22 protein-coding genes and 2 pseudogenes are annotated in these 19,480 nt (G+C 38.9%); 12 read left to right on the top strand and 12 right to left on the bottom strand.

Going from position 1 to position 19,480, the window contains the following annotated elements:
• Positions 1-80 precede the first annotated feature (80 nt).
• Positions 81-731 (bottom strand): hypothetical protein, encoded by a 651-nt coding sequence (locus ACF8GB_RS19155; RefSeq protein WP_392527467.1) that lies wholly within the window; start codon positions 729-731, stop codon positions 81-83.
• Between the two features lie 917 nt (positions 732-1,648).
• Entirely contained in the window at positions 1,649-1,936 is a 288-nt protein-coding gene (locus ACF8GB_RS19150; protein ID WP_392527465.1) for a hypothetical protein, read from the bottom strand.
• Between the two features lie 898 nt (positions 1,937-2,834).
• Here ACF8GB_RS19150 and ACF8GB_RS19145 point away from each other — a divergent pair.
• From ACF8GB_RS19145 to ACF8GB_RS19130, 4 genes are read left to right on the top strand one after another with little or no spacing between them, the layout of a single operon-like run.
• Entirely contained in the window at positions 2,835-3,332 is a 498-nt protein-coding gene (locus tag ACF8GB_RS19145) for a hypothetical protein (protein ID WP_366548459.1), read from the top strand.
• Between the two features lie 11 nt (positions 3,333-3,343).
• The gene (locus ACF8GB_RS19140; protein WP_181073637.1) at positions 3,344-3,820 is read left to right on the top strand and encodes a hypothetical protein; all 477 of its coding nucleotides are present in this window, start codon (positions 3,344-3,346) and stop codon (positions 3,818-3,820) included.
• The gene (locus tag ACF8GB_RS19135) at positions 3,820-4,581 is read left to right on the top strand and encodes a hypothetical protein (protein WP_324835938.1); all 762 of its coding nucleotides are present in this window, start codon (positions 3,820-3,822) and stop codon (positions 4,579-4,581) included. Before ACF8GB_RS19140 ends, ACF8GB_RS19135 begins: the two co-directional genes overlap by 1 nt.
• Positions 4,571-6,736, top strand: coding sequence for a hypothetical protein (locus ACF8GB_RS19130; protein WP_392527463.1), 2,166 nt, complete (start codon positions 4,571-4,573; stop codon positions 6,734-6,736). The genes ACF8GB_RS19135 and ACF8GB_RS19130 overlap by 11 nt, the downstream gene beginning before the upstream one ends.
• Positions 6,737-7,023: 287 nt before the next feature.
• Here ACF8GB_RS19130 and ACF8GB_RS19125 read toward each other — a convergent pair whose 3' ends face one another.
• Complete coding sequence (locus ACF8GB_RS19125; protein ID WP_181073634.1) at positions 7,024-7,587, bottom strand: hypothetical protein; 564 nt, start codon at positions 7,585-7,587, stop codon at positions 7,024-7,026.
• A gap of 394 nt (positions 7,588-7,981) precedes the next feature.
• Entirely contained in the window at positions 7,982-8,458 is a 477-nt protein-coding gene (locus ACF8GB_RS19120; RefSeq protein WP_181073632.1) for a hypothetical protein, read from the bottom strand.
• Positions 8,459-8,559: 101 nt separating this feature from the next.
• Here ACF8GB_RS19120 and ACF8GB_RS19115 point away from each other — a divergent pair, with 101 nt between their 5' ends.
• Positions 8,560-9,195: a hypothetical protein gene (locus tag ACF8GB_RS19115; protein WP_181073631.1), complete on the top strand. Its 636-nt coding sequence runs from the start codon at positions 8,560-8,562 to the stop codon at positions 9,193-9,195.
• 5 nt (positions 9,196-9,200) lie between these two features.
• Here ACF8GB_RS19115 and ACF8GB_RS19110 read toward each other — a convergent pair whose 3' ends face one another.
• Genes ACF8GB_RS19110 through ACF8GB_RS19095 form a run of 4 tightly spaced genes read right to left on the bottom strand, consistent with a single transcriptional unit; the run spans position 9,201 to position 12,603 of the window.
• Positions 9,201-9,929 carry a hypothetical protein gene (locus tag ACF8GB_RS19110; protein WP_324835945.1) on the bottom strand — a complete coding sequence of 243 codons (729 nt, stop codon included), beginning with the start codon at positions 9,927-9,929 and terminating at the stop codon, positions 9,201-9,203.
• A complete protein-coding gene (locus tag ACF8GB_RS19105) occupies positions 9,922-11,010 on the bottom strand; it encodes a hypothetical protein (protein WP_392527461.1) in 1,089 nt (362 codons plus the stop codon). Before ACF8GB_RS19105 ends, ACF8GB_RS19110 begins: the two co-directional genes overlap by 8 nt.
• 46 nt (positions 11,011-11,056) lie before the next feature.
• A complete protein-coding gene (locus tag ACF8GB_RS19100; protein ID WP_392527460.1) occupies positions 11,057-11,227 on the bottom strand; it encodes a hypothetical protein in 171 nt (56 codons plus the stop codon).
• 56 nt (positions 11,228-11,283) lie between these two features.
• Positions 11,284-12,603, bottom strand: coding sequence for a hypothetical protein (locus ACF8GB_RS19095; protein ID WP_392527458.1), 1,320 nt, complete (start codon positions 12,601-12,603; stop codon positions 11,284-11,286).
• 164 nt (positions 12,604-12,767) lie between these two features.
• On the opposite strand from ACF8GB_RS19095, the gene ACF8GB_RS19090 reads away from it, so the two are divergent.
• The 7 genes and pseudogenes from ACF8GB_RS19090 (at position 12,768) to ACF8GB_RS19060 (ending at position 17,774) form a co-directional block, all read left to right on the top strand.
• Entirely contained in the window at positions 12,768-13,580 is an 813-nt protein-coding gene (locus ACF8GB_RS19090; RefSeq protein ID WP_392527457.1) for a hypothetical protein, read from the top strand.
• A 76-nt stretch (positions 13,581-13,656) separates the two neighbouring features.
• Positions 13,657-14,373 (top strand): hypothetical protein, encoded by a 717-nt coding sequence (locus tag ACF8GB_RS19085; protein ID WP_392527456.1) that lies wholly within the window; start codon positions 13,657-13,659, stop codon positions 14,371-14,373.
• A gap of 63 nt (positions 14,374-14,436) precedes the next feature.
• Positions 14,437-14,745: a type II toxin-antitoxin system RelE/ParE family toxin gene (locus ACF8GB_RS19080; RefSeq protein WP_181073624.1), complete on the top strand. Its 309-nt coding sequence runs from the start codon at positions 14,437-14,439 to the stop codon at positions 14,743-14,745.
• Positions 14,742-15,086 (top strand): annotated as a pseudogene (locus tag ACF8GB_RS19075) (addiction module antidote protein); the annotation flags it as partial. The gene ACF8GB_RS19080 and the pseudogene ACF8GB_RS19075, both read left to right, overlap by 4 nt.
• Before the next feature lie 917 nt (positions 15,087-16,003).
• Positions 16,004-16,606 (top strand): hypothetical protein, encoded by a 603-nt coding sequence (locus ACF8GB_RS19070; protein ID WP_392527455.1) that lies wholly within the window; start codon positions 16,004-16,006, stop codon positions 16,604-16,606.
• 291 nt (positions 16,607-16,897) lie between these two features.
• The gene (locus ACF8GB_RS19065) at positions 16,898-17,317 is read left to right on the top strand and encodes a hypothetical protein (protein ID WP_324835960.1); all 420 of its coding nucleotides are present in this window, start codon (positions 16,898-16,900) and stop codon (positions 17,315-17,317) included.
• Between the two features lie 46 nt (positions 17,318-17,363).
• Positions 17,364-17,774, top strand: a complete 411-nt coding sequence (locus tag ACF8GB_RS19060) for a hypothetical protein (protein WP_181073619.1) — start codon at positions 17,364-17,366, stop codon at positions 17,772-17,774.
• Positions 17,775-17,818: 44 nt separating this feature from the next.
• On the opposite strand, the gene ACF8GB_RS19055 is transcribed toward ACF8GB_RS19060, so the two are convergent.
• The 4 genes and pseudogenes from ACF8GB_RS19055 to ACF8GB_RS19040 form a co-directional block, all read right to left on the bottom strand.
• A complete protein-coding gene (locus ACF8GB_RS19055) occupies positions 17,819-18,292 on the bottom strand; it encodes a hypothetical protein (protein ID WP_181073618.1) in 474 nt (157 codons plus the stop codon).
• 3 nt (positions 18,293-18,295) lie between these two features.
• A complete protein-coding gene (locus ACF8GB_RS19050) occupies positions 18,296-18,730 on the bottom strand; it encodes a hypothetical protein (RefSeq protein WP_181073617.1) in 435 nt (144 codons plus the stop codon).
• A gap of 30 nt (positions 18,731-18,760) precedes the next feature.
• The gene (locus tag ACF8GB_RS19045; protein ID WP_181073616.1) at positions 18,761-19,090 is read right to left on the bottom strand and encodes a hypothetical protein; all 330 of its coding nucleotides are present in this window, start codon (positions 19,088-19,090) and stop codon (positions 18,761-18,763) included.
• Positions 19,091-19,149: 59 nt separating this feature from the next.
• Positions 19,150-19,480: pseudogene (locus ACF8GB_RS19040) on the bottom strand (DNA methyltransferase); the annotation flags it as partial.

The following is a 19,480-nucleotide window of genomic DNA, read 5'->3' as shown; positions in this document are numbered from 1 at the left end:
ATATTTAATAAATAAAAGCAACCAGATTGAAAAATAGAAAAAGCCCATTCAGGGCTTCAAGAAAAAAATTTACGTGGCAATCAATCACCACCGCCACCATCACCAGACGAACCGCTATCAGAACCACAGGAGCTTGTAGTTTGGTTGTCAGCAGCTCCGTGGGAGCCAGGGCCAGGCTGAAGGTAATCACCATTGTCTTTTTTCACAGGCTTAGACGAACGAGCTGGAGATCGAGCAGCATAGGCTTCACGTTCGGCTTTGATGCGCTTCTCAACAGCTTCATTCACAGACGCCACGACCACACCACGCTTTGACCTTTTGGCGTGTGCATCCTCAGCCTTGGCCTGTTGCTTAGCGATAGGTTTCAACACCTTCTTTAAGGCTCTGAGAGTCGATTTGACGGCCTTGTAGGTCTGTCTGTTGCCCTTGCTCATGAAGAACCTTATAGAGCCTTTCAGGACGTGGTAGCGCCAAGCCAGGGCGAAGATCATTGCAGCAGACCAGATCCAGAATGCTTGCTCATGGCGACCATCTGCGAACGTCATTAGCACGACAGCGAAAGCCACATAGAGGAAGAATTTGACGACTGGTGCAAGTGGAGTATCGAACGCGAATTCACGAAGTTCAGATTCAGTGATGCCATTTGATTCACATGCTTTCTTGATTTCAGAATCAACGATTCTTTGATTTTCCTTATTATAGATTTTTGAATTTAAGATATTGCGATTCATGGATTATAAAATTATTTGTTATACCTAATTATAGCATTTTCGTTTTCTATATTTGCGCTATACCGCAAAAAAATCAGGAAATAAAAACCCCAACGAATGGGGTTAATTATTTTTTTCATGGTGTTAGTCAGGCTTGGGTTTGTCAGAAGTTTTATAATTCTCAATTGGCTTTACAGACATTATAATCATCGTAAAAGTCAAACCAATTATACTCAACGCAAGCAATCCAAAAGTGTATGACTGTAACGGACGCTCAGCGATTGTATCAAAGAAACTTTTTGGTATTCTGTTTGTTGCAATAATGTAAAGGGTGTAAAATATTACAGTGTATCTGAACAGAATAAAAAGTATTCTTCTAAAAACATCTTTAACAGAAGGTGTGAAATATTTCATGGTGATTTATAAATTTGTTGTAACTGCATCATAGCATTTTGAATTTAATCTTTTGCACTATACCGCAAACTATTTTTCATGGTCAGCCAACCAAAAAGCCACTCATAATAAGTGGCTTCAATTTAAAGTTCTTTTCTCTCATTTGTGCTTGGCTTTGAGCTTCAAGACTAATCTGAACAAGAATCTTGCAAAGAAGAACCCAAGAATTGGAAGACCAATCATAATGGTATCTACCAATATAACTCCAATGAAAAATAAAATTGGATGATCAATAATTTTAGAAACCAACTCTAATGGAAGCTCACCAGTTGCGACTGCATAAAGCCAATAGCAGGCTATGAATGCAGCACCCAAACTGCATACACAGAACATGCCTATTTTATTGCGTGTGTCTTTTGATATTTTCATGTTGAAATAAATTTGTTGTTACTTAATTATAGCATTTTGAATTTATGAAATTGCGCTATACCGCAAGAATTTTTAATTAAAAAACCACCATTGAAGGTGGCCTGTAAGAATCATATTCACTTTTTGAGAAATGGCTTGGTAATATTTAATAGCAACGCCAAATAAATTAACGGCGCAACAATTGCTAAGTAACCTTTGAAATTTTCCATTGGCGTATTCACATGCTGAACTATGTATTTAGGCATTACGATTGGAGAAGGAACACCCATGTGAAAATTATAAAACTCAACAATTTTTTTTAATAATTCATACATCAAAGGCTGAACAAGCACAGCAATGATTGTAATAATAATCACCTTGATTAATTTGTAATGCCACGCATTTAAGTTGGAAAATAGTTTCATACTTCATTCTTTTGTTATACCTAAATTATACCATTTTTGATTTCCTGAATTGCGCTATACCGCAATAATTTTGAAAATAAAAAAGCCGCACATGGCGACCTCTTTATCCTGATACCAAATCAATTCAGCTTGTAGATTCGACCATCTGAATAGCCGTGAAGGTTCGATTCTGGTGTGCAGTTGTCTCTTATAAATGATTCGACGATGACTCTTGCAACGACTGAATCATAGACCTTGAAAACGCCACTGTATGACAGTCCAGCCATGTTGTGCAGAACTGCTTTAAGGAAGTTTCTACGCACTTCAAATGGTGCATCTATGACTACATAGAAAGCAGACATTGAGGCTTCTGGATGAACAGAAATTGGAGTCTTAAAAATTAAATGGCGCTCTGGTGATAATGATACATCAATCATGATAATTAGATTTGTTATAGCCTAATTATAGCATGACGAATTTTCAGAACTGATGGTTAATCAGAAATTGTTTTGAAAAAGATTCTTATTTTCCTTTTATATAGAAGTATGACCAATTCAATGAGCATGAATCATCATAATGGTTCAGCACAAATAGCTTTAAATACGATTTCGCTATACCGCAACGTTTATGACCCTTGACGCCAAAGGCGTGAGTTATTTGCTGCTTTCAATACCGTATAAGCTTGCGGTATAGCGTTTTGCGGTATAGCGAAAGCCAAAAGCAAAGATCAAAAATTTCTTTTTTAAGAGCATTTAAAAGCAAGCGAGGAAGGATAGTTATACCGCAAAAATACTTTTCGCTGGTCTACTATATGGCTTGGCGCACTCCGTTTACTTATACCGCATAGCTAAATGCAGTTATACCGCAATATTTCTGATTCTGATTTGCTACAATACAATTAGAAACAAATCAAATCAAAATGATACAAGACATAAAGACATACTTTCGTCTTCTGCAAATCGCTAATCAAGTGCGTTCAACACAGAGATACAAAGACGCATTGCAAGCTCAGCAGGGCAATCAACATGCCATTAGGCAAGCCCAGGACCAGCTCAAAAGCATCAAAGGCACTATCCCCTTCTCAGCTACAAGGGCCAAGGCTAAACGTGCCCTAGCAGTCGCTCAGGCTGAACAAATCGAAGTCGAGAAGCAGGCTATTCAGATAAACGAATACCTTGCAACTGATCCAATATGGAAGCTGGCAATTGGTGAAATATACCCATCGCTAGGCCACCTGAAACTAATCATTTTCTCTTACTTTCTGGTGCTGTTCAGTCTCTTAATTTGCGCGATGGATTTCACTATACCGCAAAGATTTTTTGCCTTTACAGCGCACCAATTCTTATTCATCGGAATTATTTTTGTATTCTTTAAGAGATTCGATTTTAAAAATGCTATAACTATATCAAACAACTAATATTAAATATTATGACCAAATCAAATACACAAAAACCGGCTACAAAAAATGAATTAACCAAAAATAAAAATGACCTTGAGAAAGACCTTTCAGCTTTATTGAACGCAATCAATTCTCTTAAATCAGACATTACCAAGCAAAAGATTTTGAAAGCTGATATAGCTGATAAATACGAATCTTACCTTGCATCTGGTAACGCTGAATTCATCGACAAATACAAAAATGAGATTGCATTACCCAATGAAAAAATTGCTGATTATGAATCAAAAATCTCAGCTAATAATCTTCAAGTTTCACAGAAGCAGGAACAAATCTCAGAGATAAATGAGACGATTGCAAGCTTGGAAAAAGATGAAGCTATCAGGACGAACAACGGCCTATTGAAGACAAGATCTTTCAAAGACCAACCGGATGCAATTAGATTCTTGCTCGAAAGAATTTCTGGTTTGGAGGACTTAGTTAAACGTATAAAAAATGGTGAAGCCTAATGAACAACTTCACTCAAAAACATTATTTAAGATGCACTCAAAGGTTCAAAGAGATAGTAAATGAGATCGGCCATCGTGCCGGTTTCGTCCATCTGAAACAAGGACAGACTTACATCCGTAAGAAAGGATTCTCAGCGCTGTTGGATCAGATCGTTAATACCCCAATCATTGAAATTGAAGGTGGCTATAAAGAAGAAATTGATAAGCTTAATCGTGTCAGAGTGAACCATGCAAACAACGTAAGCCAATTACTTAACAATGTTGGGCATGTGTCATTTCAAAGCAACGGTAAAAAATACTTGCTGAAAGATTACATATATGAATATTACAAATCTGCTGAACCCGCTTTGCAATTCATAGCCCGAATATCAGAGACAGATCCATTCTATTCTGCAGCTTCACTTGACCTAATTGAAGATTTGAAAGAAGAAGCAAAGAATAGGGATAAGGAAACAGCTATCACATTCAAATCATCTGACATTGTGAGTAACTGTCTGGCGTTGAAAGGTCAATTGCTGGATGCAGTTATATACTACTTTGATGAAGCGAATGTAAAAGCAAGGACGCTTAAATTATCAGAATCAGATAATGCTTTGTTAGAGAAATTCAAAAAGATATTTGAACAATTTAACAGCCTCAACAAATATGTAAACGATGCTTTATTCAAAAAACAAGAACCAGCTTATCCAAAAATTGCGGCTAATTTGATCGCCCTCAAAAAGTCTTTGGATGGCACAAACGAGAAGGAAAATGATAATTGATGTAAAGAACAAATCAAAGCAAAAACAGGGTGGCGATACCACTCACTCAGGCTACAACGTAAATGGTTTATCCAAGATTACGAAGTGGATTAGATACACCATATCTCCGAGTGTAGTGAACGGCGTAGACACTCATATTGGCGTTGAACACAGCAGAACGAACATCGCTACTGCTGTTCTTCATCCAGCCATTGAGAACAAACTCAGACCCTTTGAGGACGCCAAAGCATATGAAGAACATGCTTTGAAATACGCAGCTTCCCAAGCTGAATTTTTGATGGAACATAACGCAAAGAGCCGAGCAAAAACCAAAGGTCAATCTGGTAAAGAAGACCTATTCAGATTTATTATCTCATGCTCTGATAAAGAAACAGCGAACCTTTCGACTCATGAAAAAGTAGAGCTGTTGCATGACGTTGGTGAAAGAATTCTTAAAAGAATGTCCAAGTCAAAAGACATAAATTTCTACTACCGTGCTGATATTCATTTGAAAGATGGCAACCCACATTTACACATGAGCGTGAATCACTTCGATAAAGATGGAAACTATCATTTATTTTATGTTGGTAAGAGATATGAAGGCGGTTTGCTGGATTTATTCCAAGACGTTAAGTATGAATGCGAAAAAGATTATCCATTCCTTGAACAGATGGAAACCAAATTAAGGGATCAGGAAATCAGCGAAAAAGACAAGAACCTTGTAGACCAATTGACCAGCATTGAATCCAAATTCAATGACGTAAATTACAATTTCACGAAGGTTGAACAAGCCATAAAAGCCGCAGATATTGGAATCAAATTCCATAGAGTGAATGGCATATGCAAAGACATTTTCTTATTAGATAACAAGAATCCTGAACGCCTTGTATCTTACAAAAAACTACCGTTACCAATGAAACGCCTATTAGAGAAACAAGAATTTTTCAATATCAAAAAATCTCAACATAAAGTCGATTTGTCTGCTTATTTGCCATTCGCAATGAACACAATTCGCCAGAACAGCCACTTGAATATTCTGGAATTAAACAAGCTTCTCTTACAGAATGGTTTGAAAATCTACCCTAACAAATCTGGCGCAGGTGCATATTCATGGTCATTGTATTTCATCGACCAGAACGAAAAGCTATCACTCCAAAAGATTGGCATTGAAACAAAATCAGAAGAATTAAGATCCATTTTTGATTGCGATATATCTACTATTAACAAGCTGATAGAAGAAAGAATTAAGCTAAAACGAAACGATATTATAATATCTGCTGGCAGCCAGAAGGTCAGAAAGTCATGCACGGGTTCAGACTATACGCCTTACTCAGAGTTTAGATATGACCAAAACGAAACCACAGAACAATTCTTAAACAGAATGAAATTAGCGCACCACTCAAAGAAAATGCTAACAAACCAAATTGTTCAAGGCGCATCTGTAATCAGTAAATTCAATTCCAAAGAAATGTTCAGAAGGATTGATGCTCATGAATATGAGCTTCTGCAATCTAACGCCAGTTCAGTGAAAACCTTGATTCAAGAAATTGTGGCCCGAGGTGATAACACAATCGAATTCACTGGCCCAGCTAACGCCAAGATGCAGGAAGCGCTATACATCGAAGCAATGCTGAATGGCGTAACAGTCAAGAATTACAAGCCTACTTTGGTTGTTGCTGAAAAGCTGAAAGACCTTCAAGAAGCTCACTACAACATCACGTTGAAGAGGAACATGGAGAAGATTGATGCAGCCATTGCGGCCGGATCTGGCAAGGTTACAAAGCTTGTTCACACTCGCCAACTGGACAGGACCATAGACAGCAAGCCAGCCTATCAGGCAATGCTCTACGCACTTCACAGAGCGCCACAGCCCAGCTTGTGGGCTATGCCCAAGGACTTGAAGCCTCTCACCAGCGACGACCTGGAGGCGATAGCCACGCGTGCTAGGGCAGACCTGCAGATCGAGCGTGAAAGGCTCACTGAGCTATTCAACCTTGCAGGCTTCACGCTACCCGCCTCTCTTGTGCCCTACGACACGAAACTAGACGTAGATCCCCAGCCCACACAGGCGACCACAACCCCGGCCCCGGCCAAGGCTCAGCAGGACAAGCCCATGGACGAAGCCAAGAAAACCCCCAAGCAGGAGGCGAATCGAAATCGCATACGTCCAGACTAAAAAAGAACCGCCTTATTTGGCGGTTTTCTTTTGATTGTTCATTTTCAACAAAATCTGATGTTCTGCATCTGATATGGCTGATTTATTTGATAAACCTGAATCGACCCTTTTGTATTTTGATGGTTTTTTAATCATGATATTTCTAAATGTTGTTTATGAATTATACCACACGAATATCCAAATCACACAAACAACAAATCCACCATTTAGGTGGATTGTCGAACTACAAGAAGGTTGAGTTTACGACAAACTTAATAACAACTTCTTATTATCAGCATATCACATTATTATTCATCAAAAGTGAATTTGCGCGGCTTATTATAAGCTTTTTTTGTTTTTGGTTTTATTGAGTCAACCTTATCTGTTTTAGCTTTTTCACTAGCTTTCTTAACAGATTTTTTAACTGGCTTGATAACATTTTCTTCTTCAGATGTTGCTGGTTCAAACGTTGCAGGTTCAAATGTTGCAGGTTCAGATGTCTTTTTTTCTAAACTTTCAAAAACAAAATCATTGCGCAAGATTTCTGCATCTTTGTAATAGCCTTGAGCTTTAATATGCAGTTCATAAATTTGGTTTAGCAGCGTAAATAATTCATCAAATTCAGATTTATCACTAAGGGCTTCATTTTCAAACAGTATTTTACACGTTAGCTCATAAGCTGAAATCTTTTTCTCAATTTCCTTAATCTTATCTACATCACCACGCAAGTTGAATTTTCTAATTGTCTCGTATGGTTGTGAACCAGCTAAGTTTTCATCTTTTAGAAAACGGCGTTTAACAAGGATTTTTCTCTTTTCTTGTAAGTCGATGATATTAGGGTTGGAACTGATTGTTTTTTTATTATCTGTCATATTATATTATTTGGTTATAATTTAATCATATCATACGTCAATCCGCTTTCTGTTAGTAAAATCTGCAAATTCTCTAAATAATTGAAAATAACTACTTCACTTTCTCGATTATCGGGAATAAAAACCCCCAATTTTAAAGAACCCGCCGATCTGGAAAAAAGGTTTAACACTTTTCGAACATGGCGTTGGTAAACTTGCTTTGTGTAAATCCCTTTGGGAATTGTTACTGCAAGTTTAACCTTTATTCGCCCGCCCACCTTTTCAGCAATCAAGAACCTCGTTTCATTGAGACGTGTTGTTAAATCGTTCATCATATAGTAGTTTGTTATTGTGCATATTTTACCATATCCCAATAAAAAACCCGCCATATAGGCGGGCTTCTTAATTTATTTATTCACATTTCCATTTTGTAGGGCTTGCTTTGTTTTAAAATTCTGAATTCTTTCTTGTCTTCATCCCACAGTGCCAAGCCATCCACTTGCATCATCTCAGGAGAATTAGGCTTGTAGTAATTGTATTTGCTGAACTCGACAAGGCGAGAGTCAACCCTGAAAGACTTTTCCTCATGGGTAGGCTCATGGAACGGCGCCCGGTAGACCTGCCCGGTTCGTAGATCCACTAGGGCGGATGCCATACACCCAGTGCCACAGCCAAATGAATCCAGGACGTAATGCCCCGCGAAATTGGGCTTCTGCGCCTTCGTCTTGACCCATGCCATACGTTGACGCACCTGATCGTTCGCGCCTTTCAGCGGGCCTTTCAGAGTGACATTCTCGACCGGCACGGCATACGCCTTGAAATCAGGCGCTTCAGCGTAAGCTTGGCTACCAATCAACACCAGGGCCAGGGCAAAACAGGTTTTCTTAAGCATCACTCAATCCTTGTGAAACGAAATGGATCTGCTTTATAGCTCCAGATAAAACAGAAAACAAGATCTCGGATGCTATAATGGAAAAAACAATCTAAAAAATTATGAAAATCCAGAAGTCCTTTAAGGTCGAACAATACGAATTACAAAGCGAGTGCAATAGATATAACTCAGCCCTTAAAGATGAAATACATACTTATATGCTCGATTCTCTTATCACAAATTTAACTGCCCCTTCCGTTATTGAAAAGATGATTTATGATGCGATAGGTAAACCAGAATGGGGATGTATAAGAACAACCCCTGGGTGGAAATCATTTTACGATTACGCCAAGCTTTTTGAAGAACGTTACTCAATTTTTCCCTACACGCTTTTTGACACAAAAAATAAAAACAGATATTACATCGAAAATATTCACGCTTTACGAAGAACCGTAGGAGCGAACAAATTGAAAACGGCTAGACTCGAACAGATGGACAATTATGAAATAGTCAAAATGATCGAAAGTATAGAAGACATGACGACACCAACCAGACGGGCGTTAAACATGTGCTTCCCAACAGAGTTGATAGGACTGACTGCCTTTACGAGCGATGTGGAAAAAACGCTAGACGAGAAGCCGGTCTATTCATTGAGGGGTGGACAACAAAGATTAGACATACCACCTTCAAAAAATGCTGGCAGGGAGCTAAGTCTTGATGAATTATCAGAAATTGTAAACGAAGAAATTCAGCTTTAAAGCCTTTATTCAAAAGGCTTTTCGGTGGCATCGTCATTGGCTTTGTATCTCTTACGCATATTAGAGTATTGATCTTCAAAAATAGGTCTATCGTAATTTCTTCTATCCAGTATGTTTCTAATTTTTTCATTATTAACAGAATCAGATTCATTTAAATCAAAAATTGATGCGCCTTTAACACCTTCTGCTCTAGCGATACACAACAGGAGCAATTGATTATTCTCAAAGTAATTATCAAGCTCAATACTCAACCTATTGCTGATTGATCTCAGCAAATAAGCATTAGCCGTTCTAACATCTAAAAGCACCTCAGACGGCATATTTGCTATTATTCGGCCACAGTGCATCTCCACAAAATCTTGCAATTTAGCATCTTGAAAGAACGCATCCATAATGGCTGCTGATTCGTCTGTATAGCTAATCTTGAAGGCTTTAGAAATTTGATAGAAAACTGAGCGGAAGTAAACAGACCTAGCCAAAAAGCGAATTCTTTTAACTACAAAACCCTTACCCTTATGAGCAATTTCACATTCAAATGCGTCAACAGACTTTGACTCCGCAACTATTATTGGCAGTGCATTTACGCCGTTTATTATTGCTTCAATCAACTTCTCTTTTATTTTGATTTTGAAAAATTCATCATCTGCACGTTCATCGACTGTATGTTCCCCATGCTTTTCATGCAGAAATTTAAACCTGAATTTATCTCTTATAGACTTAATCGAATTAAACATGTAACACCTCTTGTCTTCTTATTATCCTAGATTTAACTCCTTCCTTAGTGTATTGATGCTCACCGCTCGTGCTTGAAAAAAGATTTTCATATTCCTTTGTTTCCTTCTCTTCTTTCTGCTTTTGAAGCTCAGCTTTTCTTTTGTTTTTTTCTTCTTCAATTGCTAACACTTCGCTATATTCGTTTCTTAGTCTTAACCCACCATCTTTTATAGAGGTTGTTCTAAAAGAAATAGAATTTTCATCTCTCATAGATTTGAAAGTTATTACATCCCCTCTTTCAGCAAATTCGACTTTTAAATTATGCTCTTGCTCAAATATAGTTTGATACTGCTTAAAATAGCCTAAGTTACCACCAGAATATTTTATGAGGTTCATGCCAGAGCGGGCTAGCACTGAGTTTGCAGAGCGAAAATCTTCGTCGTAAGGCTTATCGGATTTTATGTATTTGCCATTTTTTTCTTCAACACGGATAGGTGTTGGCGTCATTTCATCTAGAACATATTGAAGGCTAGAATCAATTAAATGCAACCTTTCAAACTTAATATCATTGTTCAGCATTGACTTTGAAACCATGCGTAGCAGATCAGCGTTCTCTGAATCCGAATAGTTTTCACCTTTTTTGAAGACTATGAATGCGTCGTTTTGGTTAAATTTGCTTACTACTAAATCTAGATAGTTTTGAAGTTGCGGTGTGATTTTTCCTGATTTGAACTCAATGTTTCCCCCATAATCAATATCCAACACAGGCCCATTTCCGTCTGCTATTGAGAGAATTTGATTGTCTTTTTTAACGGTATGGCCATTTATGTCTGCGACACGCCTTATTTCACTGGCAAATTTCCTATCATTCGAGAAGTAACTAGTCATCTTATTTGTGAGATCGACTGACTTTCTTACTAATTTAAGGTATGCGTTTTTACTAGCTGGGAATTGTCTAGCAGAAAGCTCACTGTAGCTTAATGCTACACCTTCCAGGCTCAATCCGAGTGAAGCAGGCTGTAAACCTATTGAATCCCAATCTTGATCTAGTTTTTCTTTACCATGCAAAACTTTGCGAATTGCTTCTTTGATATAATTCATATTACATTTAAAATTGTTATGTATGAATTATAGCATTTTGAAAATCCTAAATTGGCTCGTTATGCTCAGGCAAATCAGGCAATTGCTCAATTTCTTTCAAATATTTTTCGAAGGGCGTTAGTTCACTCGGCTTCTTTTTTCTTTTAATAGCTGCATCTACAGAAGCTTTAATAATCAAGTCTTTCAAGTCTTCTTCTAAAGTTCGGCTCTCTTTCATAAGATAAAGTTTTGTTTACTATAGTGTAGCAAATAAAAAGCGCCTAAGCGCTTTGATTACGGCTTTATTAAATTCTTATGCCTCTTTTTGATTTCGCTGTTTATATCTTCATTTTTGAACATTTCTTCTAGTTTTTTACTGTTTTTCACCAATGCGCACTTCTCAACTATGGCCTTTTCCTTAGCTGGCTCGGGTTTTGGAGCGTGAAAATCAGGAGCAAACAGCGGGTCATCTTTAGTTATCTGTGGAAAAACATCTGCAAATGAAACATCCTCGTTCAATAGATCATCGACGTTAAATGCTTTTTCATCTATAGCCTGATAAAAACCATCCTCTTTACGAGCTACCTCAAAAGGATCTTTAATCGGCTTTTCCAAAAAAGTAGCTGATTCAACTTGACCTTTGACTTCTGGCGTCGCGTCAGAAGTGAGTTCTTTTTCCTTAATATCACATTGTTTAGCAGAAGGTTCAGATGCTTTGTTTGGTTCGATAGGTGCTGAATCTTCAACCGCAGTGACCTTCCCAGGCTTTACAGGATCTGGCTTGCTTGCAATTTCTGGATCTGGACCATTGCTAATAAGCAGTTCTCCCGGCGCATCACCATCATTAGCCGCTTTCTTGTCTACCCTGCTCACTTTATTAGGCATATCAAGCTCAGGCTCTTTACGAATTTTGCTGTGCGCTTTTGACTCTGCATCATGATTGCCCAAACCAAGTTCTACGGCGTTTTGCTTAAATTCGTCTAGAAGGTATCTGTATGCTTTATTGGTAATACGCACACGCTCAATGTCAACGCCATTATCCACTAATGTGCTAATGGAGTTTCTGAAAAAAGCTATTCGAGTGTCTTCATTCTGAATCAATTTTTCGTTGATAGTCAGATTGACAGGCTTTGTCTGATGGGCAAATCTTTGTTCACACAAAAGCTTTATATACTCTTGCATATGAGGACCGTCCACGTCTGGCTTGTGATATGTCATAGAGCCATTTTCTTTGAACGTTGCAACACGCTGATGACCTTCAAGCGCTTTATAAAGTCCAGGGCTTGCTTTGAAGTTATACCCTTGCCCCCTGATTAACTCTTCTAAGAGTTCACTGAATTTTTTTTCTCTTTCAATTTCAGTAGGTGTTTTTGGTGCATGGTTTACAGCTTCTTCAAGATATTCTGGAATGTCATCACCGATGCCCGCAAATGACTTATAAGAGTCTTTTTTTAAGGCTGTTGATTCTGATACAGAATTATTTTCTGGTTCAGCTTCATTTTCTTGTGATTCTCCTAACGTTGGTTCGACTCGTTCAACGAAAGGGTTGTCTTCATAGAGGTGGCGAGCGCCAAGGCTGGCTTGCTGTGCGATTTTTTTTAATTTTGTGCTCATAAATAAAATCAATTTGTTATGAGCTAATCATAGCATTTTTTATTCAAATTATTTTAATAACGCTAAAAATAAGCTTGACCACCTGATTTTCTTTTGTAATGATCCATTTCAGAAATTGCTTTCCAAATCAGATTCTGAATAGCCAATCGAAGGAATATTTGAAAATGGCAAATCAAAACGCTCAGCCTCAAACCGCTACTGAAAACGCTCAGAAATCCGCCAAAGCTCAGTATGATGAAATCATTCTGACTTACAAAGATCACTCCCCTCTTGCCAAGCAGGTCGGTGAGGCAGTCATCACGTCCCTCATGTCATCGACTGCTAACCCTGCATCTGTCGAAGTCATGAAAGAGATCTCCGAAGCTAGCCAGCGTGGCGATGAAGACAAGCTTTTTGAGCTTATGGCTAAGCTGAAAAACATCAAAGACGCTGAAAAAACGCATCAGAAAAAAATCGCTGAACTGCGCAAAGGCACCGACTGGGCTGAAATCCAGCAGGCGTTCAAAGCCGAATTTGAAGCTCTGACGTATCAAGCTGCGCTGTCTGCCCTGAAAGCTGCACATCAAGCTATCAATGCCTCCAGCCAAGGCAATGCTGGCAACGCCGGTAAGCGTGGCCGTAAGCCTCGTGACCCTAACGCCGAACCGACTGGCCCAAAACTGCCCCGTGTTGCGCTTCAAGGCATCTTCAAAGTGAAGACGAAAGAAGGTTCTGAATACACGCTGGAAGCCGGTAAGAAAGGTAATTTCTCGTGGAATGGTTACAGCACACTGCTCGATGACCTTGGCATTCCTTACGAAACCGAGAACCATAACAACAAGGATAAAATCGTCTTCAAAGAAGACGGCATTGCCGTAAACAAAGACGATGCGACTCTCTACGTTCGCACCATTGCAGCCATCGTCCAGGGCGTGCAAAACGGCCTCTACGAAGGCGCAACGGTTACTGAAGTGAAGCCAGAGCCTGAAAAAGCCTAAACGGCCCGTTCCAAGACAAAGCCCCTTAACCGGGGCTTTTTCGTGTCAGCAGATACAACAGAAGGAATTGACCATCATGAAGACAGAACACGATTGGCGCGATGCCATGCAAGACCTTACCAGCAGGCCAGAAGCGTATCAGCTTGCCAATGTCGTCAAGACGGCCACGTTCGACCGAATCACCCCTTCTGTCGCAAAGGCCCACCAGCAGGCTCAGTTTCGAGCTATGCAAGCTAAGGGGCCGATCCCTGGACCATTCGACCCATCCGCACATGCAGGTCTGTCAGAGTCTCACAGAACGCTTGCAGAGCAAGTCAACGCTCTGAGTGACGAGACGTTTCTACTCGTAGCGTATGAGCGTCTCCAGGCGCTGGGCTATGAGATCAGCATCGACGCTATCAAGGCCATTCAGGACGCTCTGAAATCGAACCAGAACGGCGCACAGGCTGATCCAGGGGTGAAGGTCGAGCTACCCCACTACGCAGACGCTTCAATACCCCAAGGCACTTATGCGGTCGCCGTGGCCGGATTGGAGATCCCCGTTCTCCAGGTCGAGGGAAGACAGGGCATGGCATGGGCGAACCATCCCCAAATTCTCGAAGCCCTTGGCATTGCTCACACAGTTTGCGAATCAGGCTCAGTCGTGCTGAACCAGGGCTTGCGTGTGTCTGAACAGGACAGCACCGTCTACCAGCCCTCAGCCCTAGCCCTACTCAAAGGTATTCAGAACGGGCTGTATGGCAATGCGAAGATTGAGAGATTCAGTGAGTCGGTCAGGCAAGCTTTCATCTGAGAACCCGACCAGCGTTTCCAAGACCAGATCGACAAGGAGTAGCCTACTGGCTACAATCTACACATGATGAACACACTACACACAACGCCTGAATTTGACGGTTGGCTGATCTCAGTGACCGACCCCATTGGTAAGGCCGCAATCCTTACCCGCATCCAGCGGGCCGAGAACGGGAATTTTGGCGATGTGAAGCCCGTTGGTGATGCTGTCAGTGAAATGCGTGTGTTTGAAGGGCCTGGCTACCGCGTCTACTACGTCAAAGTAGGTCTGACCGCTTACCTGCTTCTATGGGGCAGTGACAAGAAAGACCAGAAGCGTGGCATCAAACGAGCGAAAGAAATTCTCGATGCTCTGAGAGGTAAAAAACGATGAGCAACACATTCAACCACGAAGACATGCCCATTCTTGACCTGGACCTGTCGGGGACCAGCCGTTTCGAGGCTTCCCGCTATCTTGATAGCCCTGAAGTCATCAGCGCTTTCCTGGCCGAGGCTATGAGCGCTCACGACCCAGCGATCCTGATGCAGTCGCTGGCAGAGGTCGCAAAGGCCAATGGCGTAAACCAGCTTGCAGAGGCAGCAGGCGTCAACCGCGAGTCTCTTTATAAAACGCTGAAAGGTGGCGAAAAGACGCGCTTCGATACTATTCAGAAGCTGTTGGTTGCGCTTGGCGTCGAACTGACTGTGAAGCCAATCGAAAGGCTTCCTGCATCGCTTGGAAGGGGATTGCGCGGGGTTCCAAGCAAGACAGTAGCTGATGGTCCAAAGCGCACCACTGAACCTCTGATACAGCCTTCCACACGACGTGTGAAGGTTGCAGCAGTAGCCCGCTCACGTAGCAAAGACGGTCAGATTCGTGATAAGTCAAAAACGACAGCGAAAAAGCCCACTGCTACAAAGTCTGATACTACTGCAAACGCTTGATGTTCACCGTTCCTAACAAGCCCCTTGAATGGGGCTTTTTTGTGACTACAGAAAATATTTACTCTTAACCAACAATTTAGGATTTTCGATTTGCTATAATTTGCTTATAACAAAACTATCTTATTATGAAACACAACGTTAACGCACAAGCAAAACAGGTTATCCTAAAACCTCTTTCTTTTTCTTCATTTAAATTTTTCGCCAAAGCATCAGTAAACCCTTTGATGTTGAATGCGCTTTTGACCGCTAAATAAATTGAAAGAGTTAAGCAACCTCCTTTTCAGGAGGTTTTTTTGTGCCCAAGCCAAAACAAGGATTATTTTTAAAAATATTTGCAGCGTAGATAATTCATACAGGATATGAGTTATTCGCTTCTATGCTAACAGTCCGGTCTGTTTGCATGAATTTATTTATGCCTTAACGTCAAATTAGCCATATTCCATTTGCTATAATTTGCTTAGACAACAAATTTATTAAAACCATGAAGAAACTAGCTACATTGTTTACCTCATTTACAATTACAGGCTTAGGCATTTACACAATGTCTTATTTTGCAATTTATTTTAAAGAACTATTAAATCAAACCCAAGCAAATCCAACAGGGCCACACATAATTATACTGATTGCATTATTCACTTTTGCATTACATGCGTATGCTACAGCCTTTTTGCTTGCTCAGTTGATAACTAAAAATCAACAGGTGTGATATGAAGAACAACATTAAAATACACGCCCTTAAAACCTTCTTAATTTTAGCTTTCTCTTTTCTAATATTAGCAGAAATCAAACAACCTATAGTCATTCAAGCTGCTAAATGGTTTGGCGAATACGTCAGCAATCTACAATCAGTTGATTTTAACTTTGTAATTGCAATTCTCATTGCAATGACTGTTTTCATATGGATTTTCGCTCATGTTGCTCTAATCAAACTTATTGAAAGAACAGTCATTAGAAAAATCTTCAAAATCACAAACTATGAAAAATCTGATTTAGAAGTTGAATGGAAAGACATAACTATAAAGAGAGTATTTACCAGAGAAAACATTTCTGACGCGATATACATTTTCGTTGGACTTTCAACTCTCGGATTTTTAGCAATAAAAATCTATGGCGAAGCTTACATGGTTATAATGCCCCTAAAATTGAGTGGAATTGGTTTAGATGAATCAAAAATATTGGAAATATTAGGAATTTCTTATTCAAATGTATTGGGCGGAGCGTTAAATATAATCCCATTATCTATACTATTTTATGTCGCAGCATTTTCCTGGAGAATAAAAGAGAGAATATTTAGAAAGGTTGAGGTGTGACATGGACTTAGCAAAAATAATAGATAACTTTGAAAAAACCAAAAATAAACAAATAATTATTTTGTCTAACTTTTTGACAGTAAGCCTCATTCTTAATATGTTTTGTTTAGTTGCGCATATTTATCAAGAAGTGCAAATTGAACAACGAAATGGACTAGATATATTTGCAATCTTATTGACACTAATTGCTCCTGTTATCTTCATAGCGAGGATTTTTAGAACTATACAGTATTGCACAAATATAGCATCTACATTACTAGTAAAAACCTTTCATTATTTGGTGGGGTTGTAATGGAAAAAAGTAACTCACAAAAAATGTCTGAGAGAGCACGTCAAGGAGCGGAAGCCTCAGCTAAAAAACGCCTTGCAAAATCAATTCTTAAAACTGAGTTGTTATTATACATCAGCAAAAAAGAAAAAATTCAGTTTACCAAGGCGTTGATATTCAAATTGTCAATTGCGCTATGGGGAAAGAAAATATCCTCTGAAAGACTAGTGATGTTTGATCTCAAAGGAAACCACAAAGAAAAACTGGCTACTAATCTTGACTCGTTAGCTGAATCTCTTGCAATGAAATACAGCCATTTTAAAAATCTTCACCCTTCATTACTGACAGACATTCAAGAGCAGGAAAAAGAAGAACAGTATGAAGACAGAGCCATTGCTGCATTAGAACTGGAAGCTAGGGCAGCATTAAAATATTACCCTTGACTTTTACTTTAAAAATATAACAATGAAAAACTTAAGGGTTAATAATATGATAAGCGATATATTACTAGGTATTGAAAATAACAAAGAGCTTGTATTTGTTGCATTGAGAGATCAGTGGTGGGCAGACCCAAGGGATCGATTGGTAACTGACTGTTTAAAGTTTGATGAATATTGCGAAAAATTCATGCTGTTGAAAATCACAGTAGATATGGGTTTGATCCCATTGGAGGTAATGCTTAAAGGCTCAGTAAAGGCTTATGTTATGTATTTCTGCTTATATGACTTATCGCTTGAACCACATGAAATTGAATCCAAAGAAAATTATGAGTTAGTAAAAGCAGCCTTGGATAAGAACATTGATAATCATTGGTCGGAATACTATGAATGGATCAAGAAGGAATTCCATAACTACATGGCGCACCTGAAAACAGATACAGATTTACCATACATCAGATAAAATAAAAGGCCGTCGATGGCCTCTATTTTTTACTAAAAAAATTTTTAGTCAACTAAAAAAGGAATAATTAACACCCCCGCCATAGTTAAATTAGATAATTTTCTTGACTCGCTAATTTCATCTTTTTTAACAATCTCATTCAATTCAAGAAACACTGCCTTACAACCTTTATACATTACCTCATAGCCTTCTTGAATTAAAAAAACATGAGCAATATCTTTATGCCAGAGGTGATAACTTAGAATCCCAGTATGAGCATTAAGAACATAACTTATTTTTTTATCATTGCCTGTCAGAACATCCCCTGTATCAGAAAATATTTTTTTGAAGATTAACTTATATTCATCTTTATATTCCAATTTATATAATTCGTTTTCCAATCTGCGATTCAGACTTTCTGAATCACATTTAGATTCACTCACGTAGGCATCATCTTCAAATATACCGAACACATGATAATTTTCAACTTCTTTAAACTTCTCAAACAATACTACTAAATTCAATTTATTGTGTTCCATACTTCAAATCCCCATTTCACGATCAAAGTCAAAAGTTATAGTTTTAGCGATAAAATCCACTGTCTGCTCTGCATCAAGACTAAAACGACTTGGTGATTCTTTTGGTTTTTCGTTAACCTGCCCAAGAACAATACTTACAAATTGACGCTCAATGGCTTCATAAACATCTACTATTTTGTAAGTCGAAGATGCCATTGCGGGAATTCCAAACATAAAATATTCAAATTTAATATTCCCATTCTTGTAGATTGTGATTGTAGAATCTAAGTCATCACCTTGCACTTCGAATTGCCCAATAAAAACAATTTTGTCTTTGTGCTTTTGAACTGAATATCTTTTTATGTTATCCAATGCAGCAGAAGTCAGCGGAGCCACTTCATTGAATCTTGCACTCACATAGTCGAATATTTTCGATCTATCAATTTTCATAAAAATCATATTATTTTCCCTGTTTAAATAATTAGTTTTTCAAACTTGCTTACACATTGAAAATTCAAATTTGCATGTTTTAACCTCTATCAAACTTTCGCTAATGAAATTAACATCTAAAATGTCCGATGTTATTTCATACTTGCTTTTCAAAAAAGCTCCTTCCGTTGCGACAATTACTCTTACCAATTCCTTGTTAATGAATTTAATAATCAATTTGTCTTTAGGAAAACCTGCTGTTTCAAAAACTATTTCATACTCACTAGACCCTGCGAATGCCATCTCAAACTTATCAATGTTCGTAGTGACATAATAAAATTCACAGTTTCCGTCTGATATCCATTTTCTGAAACTTTTTAGATTTTTCATAAACCCTCTCCTCATAGTTAAAAAATTTTCTGCTGACAGACTGGTCTGTTAGCACAGAGTTATGCAGCTTTTTTATCTAACACATGCAAATACTCAGTAACCACCATAGGAGCGCTATCAGCATCCTTACGGCTTTTGTAGCGTTGATGCTGTTGTGTATAGAGCGAATATTTGCCGTTGCTTGCAAACACGTCAGCGACCATCTCAGAGGACATAACGCTATCGCCGGAATAGCTCATTACAACAAAACGAAAATCTGCCCTTTCCAACAAATCATCTAACAGATCAGCAGCCTTAACAGGGTTTGACCAAGGGCTTTTCCTGCCGTCTTGACGACGCCCTGTCACGCCCTTAATTTCAGGCTTATCGTTAAGCAACACAGTATTTAGA

This window comes from Pseudomonas sp. xss_4 (assembly GCF_043104125.1).
GTDB lineage: Bacteria > Pseudomonadota > Gammaproteobacteria > Pseudomonadales > Pseudomonadaceae > Aquipseudomonas > Aquipseudomonas parafulva_B.
The sequence above is the reverse complement of the archived record's forward strand: the minus strand, read 5'-3'. Positions and strand labels throughout refer to the sequence as shown.